The 13,984-nt window shown below is 69.8% G+C and carries 1 protein-coding gene; it reads right to left on the bottom strand.

The features are described from left to right. Nucleotides 1-28: 28 nt before the first annotated feature. Entirely contained in the window at nucleotides 29-13,612 is a 13,584-nt protein-coding gene (locus M5E06_RS30785; protein ID WP_252141505.1) for an Ig-like domain-containing protein, read from the bottom strand. Nucleotides 13,613-13,984 lie beyond the last annotated feature (372 nt).

Here is a 13,984-nt window from a genome sequence, read left to right as displayed (position 1 = left end):
ATCTCCGTCCTTTGGCGCGAGAAAGATATTAGATGGTGATGAACCAAGCAGCGCTGACTTGCGAGGTTGCAATCCCTTTCAACGTCACTTCGTCATCCTGGGTGAACACGATGACCGCGTTCCCTGCCGTATCCGCGCGGATGCTGTAGGTCCGTCCGGCCGTCAAGCCGATCCGGTCGCCCTCGGACGCGTTGAAGTCCGTGATCACGTCACGGCCGGAACCGGCGGCGAATGCGAACAAATCCGTGCCTGCGCCGCCACTCAGGGTATCGGCGCCGAGATCTCCCCACAGCGTGTCGTTGCCGTTGTCACCGAACAGCCAATCGTCGTCGCGACCGCCATGGAGTTCGTCACTGTCGCGACCACCATACAGCGTGTCCTGGCCCATGTTGCCGAACAGGACATCCTGGCCTGTGTTGCCGAACAGCGCATCGTCGCCCTGTTCACCAAACAGCTGGTCCGATTCATTGTCACCGAACAGCTGGTCACTGTCGCGACCGCCATGGAGTTCGTCATTGTCGCGACCACCATACAGCGTGTCCTGTCCCATGTTGCCGAACAGGACATCCTGGCCTGTGTTGCCGACGACAAGATCGTTGTCCCCGCCGCCGTACAGCATGTCGTTGTCTTCGCCGCCCTTGACCGTGTCGTTGCCATCGTCGCCGTACAGCACGTCGTTGCCGGTCTTGGACCCAATGAAATCGTCACCGCCACCGCCGTGCAGTGTGTCGTCATCCGCCCCCAGCACGATGGTCTGGTTGGCGCTGTCGCCGAAGACATGCTGCGACCCGTTGCCGCCGGTGATGTGGGCCGCACCGATGACCGCGGCAAAATCGACGTCCTCCAATTCGATTTCCGAACCGGCGGGGAGGTTGCGCGTGTCGATGACCAGCGCCGTCATGGTCGGATTGGCCGCTGTCGTCGGGGTGGCGCTGATCACCAGCCGCTGGTTCGAAGCCGTGCTTCCCGAAGCCACCGTCGGCACGACGGTCTGGACGAGCAGCGGCGTTGTGGTCGGCAAGGCCGAGAGGAAGCTGGAGCCGCCCCCGGTCAGGTTGGTCTGATCGGTCGAGCCCGCCGTGGTCCGGGTCTGGATTTCGGTGATCAGGTCGCTGAGCGAGTTTCCGGCCGCCTTCGGTGCGGTCTGGCCGGACACCTGAAGGCCGACCCCGACTGGAACCTGTGCGGTCAGCAGGGCTTGACCGGTTGTGGCGGTGACCAATGGGATGTCCGCCACGCTGTTGTTGCCGACAGTCTCGACGCGCGACGCCGTGACCACCGGGATGGTGATGGTGCGCGAGACCGTGCCATCGGTGTTGACCGTCTGCTGCTGCTGGACAGCCACGCCATCGACCGTCGTCGACACCACAGGCTCCGACGAAGGCGGGCTGACGGGCTCCGCCATCGTTGTGAAGGCGAAGGCGGGCACCCCGCCGACCAGGCCGATGCCGGCATGGGCATTGCCCGCGAGGTCGGTGAAGGCGCCCGCGGGAACCTCCAGGTAATAGCCGGTGCTGTAGCCCAGCGACAGCCCGGGATTGATCGTGACGGTGCCGCCGCTGATCTGAACCTGGGTGGCGTCGGTTGCTGCGACCGAAGCGACCGTCGTGCCGGTGCCCGCCTGTTTGACGAGAATCGTGCCGGTTCCGCGCGCGACCGCTTCGCTGAAGGTCAGGGTCAGGCTGGAGGCGAGTGCCACGCCCACCGCATTTTGCGACGGGCTCTGGCCGACCAGCGTGGGCGCCACCGTGTCGAGTGTCAGGATGAACGGCGTCGAGGCGGGCGAATCCACCCCGTCCGCATCGCGCACCACCGCTGTCAGCGTCTGGCTCGTCCCCGACAGGGTGCCTGTGGTGAAGGACCAGGCGCCGCTGCCGTTTGCCGTCGTCGTTCCAAGCTGGATGGCCCCGGCGTACAAGGTCACCAGCCCGGAGGCCAGCGTGGTTCCGGTCAGGGTCGGCGTGCGGACATTGGTCCGGTTGTCCCCCTGGGCGCCGCTGTCCGACAGCGAAGCCAACGCCACCGTCGGCGCCGTGGGCGCCGCCATGATGGTCAGGGGCAGGCCTCCGCTCGCGGTGGAGCTGTTGCCTGCCCGGTCGACCGCCACGGCGGTGAGGGTGTGCAGGCCGACAGCGAGGCCGGCGGCCACGCCCGACCACACCCCATTCTCGTCGGCGTCGGTTTCGCCAACCAGCGTCGCCCCGTCGTAGAGGCGAACGCGGGCGTTCGCCTCCGCCGTGCCGCCGACGGATGGCGAGGACAGGTTGGTCATCCCGTTGCCGGTGATGCCGCTGTCGCTGCCGGGATCGAGCGTCAAGCTGCCCGGCTGGACGGGGGCGGTGGTGTCGATGGTCACGGCCAGGCCGGAGGCGGCAACCGTCGTGTTGCCGCCGCCATCGACCGTCACCATCGAGATTTGGCTGGTGCTCGCGGTGTTGCCGGCGACGTCCACTGCCTGGACCGAGATCTGCCGCTCCCCCTGGCTCAACGCGGTGGCGGTGATCGTCCAGTTGCCCTGTGCGTCCGCCGCCGTGGTGCCCTTGAGGGTGGCGCCGTCGTAGAGGGTGACGCTGCTCAGCGCCTCCACCGTGCCATGGAAGGTCGGGGTGGCGGTGTTGGTCACGAGGTCGCTGGTGTCGAACCCGGTGTCGGAGGCCACCGCCATGAACAGCGAGGGCGTCGCCATGGTGGTGTCGATGGTCAGCGTCCGGGCTGTGGACGCGGCGCTGGTGTTGCCGGCCGTGTCCGTTGCGCGGGCGGTCAGCGTGTGGGTGGCCTCGCTGAGCACGCTTGTGGTGATGGTCCAGGCCCCGAGACCGCCCGCCGTCGCCTGGCCAACGAGGTTGGCGCCATCGTACAAGGAGACGACGCTGTTGGCCTCGGCGTTGCCGGTCACTGTCGGGGTGGTGACCCCGGTGATCCCGTCGCTGGTCGAGCGCCCGATGTCAGAGCCGGGGGCGAAGGCCAGGGCGCTCGGCGCCGTGATGGCGGTGTCGATGGTGACGATCAGCGCGGAGGAGGCAAGACTGGTGTTGCCGGCGAGGTCCACCCCGGTTGCGGTGAGGGTGTAGGTGCCATCGGTCCAGCCCGACGCGGTGAAAGACCAGGAGCCCGAATCGTCGGCGACGACGGTGCCGAGTTGGGGCGCGCCGTTGCGCAGCGTCACCACGCTGTTCGCCTCAGCCAGCCCCTGGATGGTCGGCGCGGTGACGTTGCTGATCCCGTCGGTGCTGGAGACACCACTGTCGGACGCGGTCACCAGATCGAGGGCGGACGGGGTGGTCGCCGTCGTGTCGATGGTGATGGTCAGGGCGGCCGACGCCGCACCGGTGTTGCCGGCCACATCGACGGCGAGCGCCGTCAGGCTGTGCAGGCCCGCCGACAGCGAGGCCGACGCGGCGATCGTCCACAGCCCGCCCCCATCGGCGGTCACCGTGCCGAGGCTGGTGGCGCCGTCATAAAGGGTTACGGTGCTGCCGGCGTCGGCTGACCCGATGACGGTCGGCGCGGCGACGTTGGTCAGCCGGTCGTTGGAGACGGTGCCGCTGTCCGAGGCCGCCGACAAGGCGAAGGTCGGCGCGCCCGGTGCCGTGCTGTCGATGGTGAAGACCAGCGCCGCCGAGGCGGTGCTGGTGTTCCCCGCCACGTCGATCGTTCGCGCTGTCAGGGTGTGGCGGTCCTCGGCAAGGCCACCCGACTGGATCGACCAGCTCCCGGCGCCATCGGCGGTCGAGCTGCCGACCAGCGTCGCGCCGTCATACAGCATGACGGCGTTGTTGGCCTCGGCCGTGCCGGTGACGACCGGCGCGGTGAAGCGGGTGATGCGGTCGAGCAGGCTGCCGCTGTTCGACACCGCCAAATCCAGCCCGGTCGGCGCTGCCGCGACGGTGTCGATGGTGACGACGAGCCCGGTCGATTGGCTGCTGGTGTTGCCGGTGACGTCGACCACGCGGGCGGTCAGGGTGTGGTCCCCCGATCCCAGGCTTGGGGTGGTGAAGACCCAAGTGCCCAGCCCGCTGGCGGTGACGGTGTCGATCGCGCCGCCATTGTCGTAGAGGGTGACGGTGCCGCCCGCCTCCGCCGATCCCAGGATCGTCGGGGTGACGATGTTGGTGCGCTTGTCGGTGGTGTTGCGGCCGCTGTCGGACCCGGCGGCAAGCGTCGGCGTGCCAGGCGTGTCGCCGGTGACGTCGATGGTGATCGTCAGACCGTCGGTGCCGATGTTGCCGCTGCCGTCATCGGAGGAGACGCCGAAATCATGCGCTCCCCCGCTGAGCGGTCCGGCGGTGTAGAGCCAGATGCCCGCCCCGTCGGCCGTCACCGTCGCTTGCGCGGTGTTGTCCAGCGAGACGATGACCGGACGGTCGGCGCCTGCGGTGCCGGTCAGGACCGGCGCGGTGTTGCCGGTGATGCGGTCGCCCTGGACGCCAGTGTCCGAGGCGCTGTCGAGCGCGACGGTGACGCGGTCGGGAACGGTGTCGACGACGATGGTGAGTGTCGTGGAGGCGGTGCTGGTGTTGCCGGCCAGATCCACGATGGTCGCGAACAGCGCGTGCGGCGTGCCGGTTTCGCCGGTCAGGGTCTGGGTGCTGGTGATGGCCCAGAAGCCGGCGCCGTCTGCCGTGGCGCTGCCGAGGGTGGTCGATCCCTCGATCAGGGTGACGGTGCTGCCGGCTTCCGCCAAGCCATTGATGGTCGGGGTCTCGCTGGAGGTCCGCAGATCGCCCAGGATGCCGCTGTCAGACGCCGCCGCCAGCACCAGCCCGCTCGGCGCCACGGCGCCGGTGTCGATCGTCACCGTCAAGCTGGAAGACGCGGCACCGGTGTTGCCGGCCGCGTCGATGGCGACGGCAACGAGCGAATGCGCCGTCCCGGCGTCGGAGCCGGCGAGCGCAGAGCCGGCGGTGATCGTCCAGGCCCCGCTTGTGGCGGTGCCGAGCGCGGTGGCGCCGTCGTAGAGCACGACCGTGCTGCCGGCCTCCGCCGTGCCGGTGACGGTCGGGGTGGTCACCGAGGTGATGCGGTCGGTCGGCAGCGCGCCGTTGTCGGACGCTCCGGCCAGGGCCAGTGTGCCCGGCGCGTCCGGCGCGGTGAGGTCGATCGTAACGGCGAGTGCGGTCGAGGCGGTGCTGGTGTTGCCGGCGAGATCGACGAGCTTGGCCGTCAGGCTGTGGGTGCCGGCGCCGAGACCGCTGCTGGTGAGCGTGAACAGGCCGTCGCTGCCGGCGGTGCCGGTGCCGACGAGGGTGGCGCCGTCATAGAGCTGGACGAGGCCGTTGGCCTCCGCCGTGCCGACGCTGCCCACCAGGGTGGGCGTGCCGGTGTTGATCAGGCGGTCGGTGGTGGAGACGCCGCTGTCCACCGCCAGGGCGAGGCCGGTCGGGGTGGCCGCCGAGGTGTCGATGGTGATGAGGAGGGTCGCCGAGGCGGCCGACGTGTTGCCTGCCTGGTCCACCGCGATGGCGGACAGGGTGTGGGTGGCGGCGCTCAGCGTCGGCAGGCCGAGCGACCAGAGTCCCAACCCGTTCGCCGTCACGGTTGCGAGTGCCGTGGCGCCGTCATAGACGGTCACGGCGCTGTTGGCCTCGACCGTGCCGGTGACGGTCGGGGCGGCGTTGCGGGTGATGGCGTCGGTGCTGGACGATCCGGTGTCCGTCGCGGCGGTGAGCGAGAGCGCCGAGAGGGTCGGCGACACCGTGTCGATGGTGACGGAGAGTGGCGAGGTCGCGGCGCTGGTGTTGCCGGCGAGGTCGGAGACGGTGACGCGGAAACTGTGCTGCCCGCTGGTCAGGGCGCTGCCGGGGGCGACCGTCCAGACGCCGCTTCCGTTCGCCAGCGCCGTTCCGACCGCCGTGCTGCCGTCGTAGAGGGTAACCGTGCTGTTGGCCTCGGCCGTTCCGGTCAGGCCAGGTGTGGCGAGGCGGGTGATGCGGTCGGTTGCGCTGGACCCGGTGTCCGAGCCCGCCGCCAGCGCCACCCCCGTCGCCGCGTTTGGCGCGATGGTGTCGATGGTGACGACCAGCGCGGCCGACGCCGCGCTGGTGTTGCCGGCGAGATCGACCCCGCGCGCGCTCAGCGTGTGGGTGCCGTTGGAAAGCTGGGAGCTGGTGACGGTCCACACGCCTGACGGGTCGGCGGTGGTGGAACCGAGCAGCGTCGCTCCCTCATACAGGCTGACCACGCCGCCCGGCTCCATCGTGCCGGTGAGGTCGGGCGTCGAATCGTTGGTGGCGGTGTCGTTGGTCAGGCCGCTGTTCGTGGCAGCCGACAGGGTCAGCGAGGGGGTGACGGCCGAGGTGTCGATCGTCACCATCAGGGTCGCCGACGCCGCCGAGCTGTTGCCCGCCGCGTCGACCGCGACCGCGGTCATGCTGTGGGTGCCGGCCGTCAGCGTGTTCGTCTGGATCAACCAGGCGCCCAGGGTGGAGGCCTCGGCCGTGCCCACCGCGAGGGTGCCGGCATAGAGGGTGACGGTGCTTCCGACCTCGGCCGTGCCGCTCATGAACGGCTGGGTCGTGGCGGTGATGCGATCGCTGCTCGAGGCGCCGGTGTCCGAGGCTTGCACCAGCGCCAGGCTTGGCTGGATCGTGGAGAGATCGACAGACACCACGAGGCCGTTCGAGGCGGCTGAGGTGTTGCCGGCGCGGTCGACGCTGCGCATCGTCAGCGTGTGATCACCCGCCGACAGCGCGCTGCTGGTGATGGTGAAGACGCCCTGCCCGTTGGCGGTCGCCGCACCCCTTGCGGTCGCGCCCTCGTAGAGGGTGACGACGGCGAAGGACTCGCTGGTGCCGACCAGGTCGGGCGTGGCAAGGCGGGTCAACCCGTCGGACTGGGAGATGCCGGTGTCGGTCGCGGTCGAGAGGGCGAGGCCGGTCGGCGCGTCACTCACGGTGTCGATGGTGACGACCAGCCCGGCCGAGGCCACCGAGCTGTTGCCCGCCAGGTCGATGGCGACCGCACTCAGCGTGTGCTGGCCATTGATCAGGGTGTTGCTGGTCAGCGTCCAGTGTCCGCTGCCGTCGGCGGTGGTGGACCCGAGCAGCCGCGCGCCCTCATAGAGCTGGACGGCGGCATTGGCCTCTGCTGTGCCGGTGACGAGGGGGGTGACGATGTTGGTCAGCCGGTCCGTGCCGTCCACACCGCTGTCCGAGGCAAGCGTGAGGCCGGTCGGGGCCGAGGCCGACAGATCGATGGTGACGGTGAGGAGGGTGGAGGCGGTGGTGGTGTTGCCGGCGGCGTCCACCACGACGGCGTCCAGCGTGTGCGCACCGGCGGCAAGCGTCGGCGTCGCGACGAACCACAGGCCGGCGTTGCCAGCCGTGCCCGAGCCGAGCAGCGTTGCGCCCTCATACAGCGTTACAACCGCACCAGCCTCGGCGCTGCCGGCGACGGTCGGCGCCTGGACCTGCGTGATCGCGTCGGTGGACAGGCGCCCGCTGTCCGTCGCCGCCGTCAGCCCCACGCCGGTTGGCGCCGGTGTGGTGGTGTCGACGGTCACCAGCAGCGTGCCCGAGGCGACGCTGGTGTTGCCGGCAGCGTCGACCGACCGCGCGGTCAGGGTGTGGACACCATCGGCGAGGCTGCCGGTGGTGACCGTCCAGGCGCCGGTGACCCCGTCGGCCGTGGCGGTGCCCACGCTGGTCGAGCCGGCGTAGAGCAGGACGGTGCTGGCGGCCTCCGCCGTTCCGGTCAGGGTCGGCGTGACCATTTTGGTCAAGCGGTCGCCCAACATGGCACTGTCGGAGGCCGGGTCGAGGGCGAGCCCGGTCGGCGCGTCGGGGGCCGAGGCGTCGATGGTGATGACGAGGTCGGCCGACGCGTTCGAGCTGTTGCCGGCCAGATCGACCAGCCGTGTGGTCAGCGTGTGCTCGCCGGCGGCGAGCGGCGCTGCAATCTCCCAAAGGCCGGCGCCGTCCGCCGTGGTCATGCCGACGAAGCTGCCGCCGTCATAGAGCGACACCTGCGCGCCGGCCTCGACCGTGCCGGTGATGGCGGGCGACAGCAGCCGCGTGTTGTTGTCGCCGGTCGTGCCGGTGTCCGACGCGGGTGCCAGCGCCGGGGCTGCCGGATCGACGACGGTCAGGTCGACCGTCACCGTCAGCGATCCGCTGCCCGACGAGCTGTTGCCGGCGACGTCCACCGCCGTGGCGGTCAGGCTGTACGCGCCCTCGGTGAGGCCGGACGCGGTGAAGGACCACGCGCCGGTGCCGTCGGCCACGGCGGTGCCGAGCGGCGTCACCGATCCGTTGTCGTAGAGGGTGACCGTGCTGTTCGCTTCGGCCGAGCCGGTGAGCGACAGGGTGGTGGCGTTGGTTCGGCGGTCGCTGGATGACAGGCCGGTGTCGGACGCCGTGGTCAGCGCAAGGCCGCTCGGGTCGGGGGTGCTGGTGTCGATGGTGACGACCAGCCCGGCTGAGGCCGCGCCGGTGTTGCCGGCCGCATCAATGGCCTGCGCGCTCAAGGTGTGAGCCCCCGCGCCCAGCGTGCCGGCCGCGATGGACCAGATGCCGCCGGTCGCGGTCGCGGTGCCGAGCGCCGTCGCGCCGTCATAAAGGACGACGCGGCTGTCCGTCTCGGCGGTGCCGCTGATCGTCTGGGCCGCGACGTTGGTGATCCCGTCGCCGGGGGTGCCGCTGTCGGTGGACAGGGCAAGAGCGCCAGGGGCGTCGGGGGCGGCCGCGTCGATGGTGACGGCGAAGCCGGCCGACAGGACGCTGGTGTTGCCGGCGATGTCCACCAGCCGCGCCGTCAGGTCGTGCGAGCCATTGCCAAGCGCCGAGGTCGTGATCGTCCAGGCGCCGGCGGTGTCGGCGGTGCCGGTGCCGAGCAGACTGCCGCCCTTGTAGAGCGACACCGTGCCGCCGGCTTCCGCCGTGCCGGCGAGCGTCGGGGCCAGCACGTTGGTGATCCCGTCGCCCGTCGTGCCGCTGTCGGACAGCAGCGTCAGGATGGCCGGGGTGTCGCCGCTGCGGTCGATGGTCACCGTCAGCGCGGCCGAGGCCAGGCTGGTGTTGCCCGCCACGTCGACCAGCTTGGCGGTGAGGCCATGCGTGCCGGCGGTCAGCGTGCTGGTGGCCGCCCATTGGCCATCGGCGTTGCTGGTCGCCAGCCCGATGACGGTCGAGCCGTCGGTGTCGTACAGCGTGACGACGCTGCCGGCCTCGGCGCTGCCGGTCACAATGGGCGTCAAGGCGTTGGTGATGCGGTCGGTGTCGGACAGGCCGCTGTCGGACCCTGCCTGCACCCCCAGTGTGCCGGGGGTGTCGGGGGCGGTGACGTCGATGGTGATTGTCAGGCCCGACGAGATGCCGAGCGCGGTGCCGTTGTGCTGGCCGGTCGCCTTGAGGGTGTGGGTGCCCTCCGACAGCGTAGAGCCCGAGGCGATGGTCCACAGACCGCTGTCATCGGCGACCGCCGTGCCGATGACGACGCTCAACTCGGTGGACAGGGTGATCGTGCCGCCGGCTTCGGCGGTGCCGGTGATGATCGGTGCGGCGACGTTGGTGATGCGGTCGGTGGTGATGTTCGAGTCAGAGGCGAGCACCAGCCCGCCAGGAATGCCGACCCGGCCGGTCAGCGTGACCGCAAGCTGGGAGTCCGGGCTGGTGTTGCCGGCGGCGTCCACCGCGCGTGCGCTCAGCGTGTAGGTTCCGCCGGCAAATTCCGGCGTCGTGATCGACCACGCGCCGTCGCCGTCCGCCGTGGCGGTGCCGAGCAGGTTGGTCGCGGCGGGGCTGTCGTAGAGCGAGACGACGCTGCCGGCTTCCGCGCTGCCGCTGACGGTCGGCGCGATGGGGTTGCCGTTGCCGGTCAGCGCGCCGAGCGCCGGCGCGCTGGTGTCGATGGTGACGGCCAGCCCGGCCGACGCGATGCTCGTGTTCCCGGCCACATCCACGGCGCGGGCGCTCAGCGTCTGGAGGCCGGGGCTCAAGCCCGAGCTGGTGATCGACCATTGGCCGCCGTTGCCGGCGACCGCGGTGCCGACGGCGGAAGCGCCGCTGTAAAGCGTGACCGTGGCGCCGGCCTCGGCGGTGCCGGTGACGGTCGGGGTGGTGACGTTGGTCAGGCGGTCGGTGCTGGAGCTGCCGCTGTCCGACGCCGTGCTCAGCGCCAGCCCGGTCGGCTGGTCGGACTGGGTGTCGATGGTGACGCTGAGGGGGACCGACGCAGCGCCGGTGTTGCCCGCCACGTCGGTCGCCTTCGCGGTCAGCGTGTGCGCGCCGGCGCCAAGGGACGAGGTGACGATCGACCACGCCCCACTGCCGGAATCCGCAAGCGCAGTGCCCAGCAACGTGGTGCCGTCATAGAGCGCCACCATGCTGCCGGCCTCGGCCGTGCCGGTGATCGTCGGCGTCTCGATCCGCGTGCGGTTGTCGCCGGGGGTGCCGCTGTCCGAGGCGGGATCGAGCGTGACCGCGACCGGGGCGTCGGGCGCCACCACATCAACGGAGATCGCCAGCGACGCGCTGTCGGTCGAGCTGTTGCCGGCCAGATCGACCGAGCGTGCGACCAGGCTGTGGGTCCCGCCCGACAGACCCGAGGGGGTGATGGTCCACTGGCCGTCGGCCGCCGCCGTTGCCTGCCCCAGCACGGTCGAGCCCTCGTAGAGGGTGACCACGCTCGATCCCTCGGCGGTGCCGGCGATGGCCGGTGCCGTGTCCTTGGTGATGCGGTCGCCCTGGACGCCGGTGTCCGACGCGCCGGTCAGCGCCAGCCCGGTCGGGGCCGTCGCGCCGGTGTCGACCGTGACGACGAGGCCGGAGGAGGCCGCACCGGTGTTGCCGGCGGCGTCGACCGCGCGGGCGGTCAGCGTGTGCGCGCCGATCGACAGGCCGCTGGTCGCGAACTCCCAGCTGCCCTGTGCGTTGACGGTGGCCGAGCCCAGCAGGGAGGCCCCGTCGTAGAGCGCGACGGTGCTGCCGACCCCGGCGGTGCCGGTTACGACGGGGGCGGTGACGTTGGTGATCGCGTCGGTCGTGCTGCGACCGCTGTCGGTCGCCGCCGTCAGCTTGACCCCGCCCGGCGCGTCCGGTGCCGTGGTGTCGATGGTGACCAGCAGACTGCCGGAGCCGTCGCGCGTGTTGCCGGCCGCATCGCGCGAGCGGGTGGTGAAGGTGTGGCCGCCTTCGCCCTGCGCGCTGGCGGTGATGGTCCAGAAACCCGAGACGTCGGCGGTGCCCGAGGCGACGACGCTGCCGCCGGACAGCAGGTCGATGACGCTGCCGGCCTCGGCGGTGCCGGTGAAGATCGGGGTGGTGACGTTGGTGAGCTGGTCGGCGTTGGAGGTGCCGCTGTCCGACCCCGCCGTCAGCGTCGGCGCCGACGGTGCAACGGGCGGGGTGGTGTCGATGGTGATGGTCAGGGTGGTGGACAGGCCGCTGGTGTTGCCGGCCGGATCGACCGCTTTGGCCGTCAGCGTGTGCGCGCCTTCCGACAGCGCCCCCAGCGTCGCTTGCCAGACACCGCTCGGGTTTGCGGTGGCGCTGCCGACCAGGGCCGTGCCCTCGTAGAGGCTGACGACCGCGTTGGCTTCGGCCGTGCCCGAGATCGCCGGGGTGTTGATCGCGGTCAGTCGGTCGCTCTGGGCGCCGGTGTCACTCGCCGATGCCAGTGCCAGACCGCTCGGGGGGGCGACGGCGGTGTCCACCGTGACGATCAGGGGGGAGGAGGCGGTGCCGGTGTTGCCGGCGTCGTCGGTCGCCCGCGCGCTCAGCGTGTGCGTGCCTTCCGCCAAGGTCGGGGTGGTGAGCAGCCAAGCGCCGGCGCTGTCGGCGGTGGCCGATCCCAGGAGGAAGGCGCCGTCGTAGAGGCTGACGACGCTGCCGGCTTCGGCCGTGCCGCTGGCCACCGGTGTCACGATCCTGGTGAGACCGTCGGTGGTGGAGGCGCCGCTGTCACTCGCCGGGGTCAGCCCCAGCGAGGGCGCCAATGGGGCCGTCGCGTCGATGGTCACCAGGAGGGCTGGCGACGCCGAGCTTTCCATGCCCGAGGTGATGGTCTTCGCCGTCAGCGTCCAGACGCCGTCGGCGAGCGCGGTGTTGGCGGTGATCGACCACTGGCCAGATCCGTTGGCGGTGCCGCTGCCCAGCGCGGTGCCGTTGCCGTACAGGTTGACGACGGCGCCGGCGCTGGCGGTGCCGCTCAGGACCGGCGTCGTCGCCCCGGTCTTGGAATCGCCAAGGATGCCAGTGTCCGAGGCGGTGCTGAGCACCGGGGCCGAGGGCGCGGTGGCCACCACCGGGAAGACGAGCACCCGATCCTCGCCCGCGAGGTCGAGGGACTGGCCTGCGCCCAAATAAACGGTCTCCACGCCCGACACGTACACCGTGCCCGACGGCTGGTCGAGGAACACCACGTCGGTGCCGGCGCCGCCGATCAGCGTTTCGACCGCCGAGACCGCGACCGTCATGCCACGCAAGGAGGCGGCGGCGGTGACGCCGACGACGTCCTTTCCACTGCTGCCGACCAGCGTTTCCAGCCCCTCGATCGAGACCGTGTTGCCGCCGGCGCCGAGAAGGATGGTCTCCTCGCCCATACGGCCCACCAGCGTCTCGATCGCCGAGACGCGCATGGTGGCGTCCTCGTTCCGCAGCGCCACCAGCGCGTCCGCGCCGGACGAGCCGATGATGGTCTCCAGCAGCGACACCTGCATGGTGTTGCCGATCGTGTTCCACGCGATGGGGGCCGTGCCGATGATCGGCGTTCCGTCCATCAAGGTCATGGTGACGACGTCGTTTCCGCTGCCGCCGACCAGGGTGTTCAGGCTGGCGACCGTCACCGTGGTGCCGACGTCGAGCAGGACGGCGGCGTTCTTGGCGCCGGTGCCGCCGACGAGCATTTCGATCGACGAGACGGCGACCGTGCCACCGCCGGACCTCATGTTCACCGTGCCGGCCTCATAGCCGTACGTCATCACGTCACGGCCGCTGCCGCCGATCAGCGTCTCGATGTACGACACGCCAATCGTGCCGCTGCCGCCGAGCGTGACGGTGTCCCGGACGGTGGGAGAGATGTTGCCGAGGAAGACCTCGATGTTCTGGACGGTGACGGTGTTGCTGCCCCCGCCGACCGTCGCGATGAGATCCAAGCCGGAGGTGCCGATCAGCCTTTCCACCATCGTGACCGCGGCGGTGGTTCCGTTCTCGCCGCCGGCCCCGAAGGTGATGATGTCGTTGCCGCTGCCGCCGATGATCGACTTGAGATAGCCGACCGACATGGTGTTGCCGGCCGTGCTGGTCAGGGAGATCAGGTTGGTGCCGCTGGAGGCGCCAATGATCGTCTCGATGTTCTCCACCGCCATGGTGGAGCCGGTGGAGGCGACCAGGACCACGTCGCGGCCACTGCTGCCGTACATTGTTTCCAGCAGGCGGACGCTGATGGTGCTGCCGCCGTTGTAGGGCAGCAGCGTCACCACGTCCTTGTTCGCCGAACTGGGGCTGTTCACGCCGCCGGTGATGTGGTCGAGCCGCGAGACGTAGAGCGTGTTGCCAGACGTCTGAAGGGTGATGCCGCGGGTGCCCGTTCCGACGATGCCGGTCCACGCCTCGCCCTTGGCAAAGATGTAGTCCGTTGCACCAACCGGCAGCGTCAGCGTTTGTCCAGCACCCACGACAGACCCCACATGTGCGCTTTCGAGCGAAAGCTTTGTGTTTGTGCGACCCACCCCCGCGCCCTATGGTTGGGAAGAGCAGGGAAGGCACGGGACCCAACCCGAACGCGGTAAGACCTTCGGGGTTATAAGAGGGAGACTTTAAAAAAGTCTAAGACTGAAATGTAGCGCTTGGTGACGGTCCTGATTTTCTAACAGTAAGAAAATATTAATATAACGAAGCAATTGTCCGTTATGCGCAGTAATCATGCTCAAGTTTAAAGGGAATTTCATGACCTCCCCTGTGAGAACAAAAGAAGCGAAGGTGGTTCCAAAATACTTTTCTGAAAGAAATTATTAAAATGGAATATTCCAATTGGAAAACAACAAGTT

Source organism: Azospirillum sp. A1-3 (assembly GCF_023806445.1).
In the GTDB taxonomy this organism is placed as follows: Bacteria; Pseudomonadota; Alphaproteobacteria; order Azospirillales; family Azospirillaceae; genus Azospirillum.
This window is presented reverse-complemented; position numbering and strand designations above follow the sequence as displayed.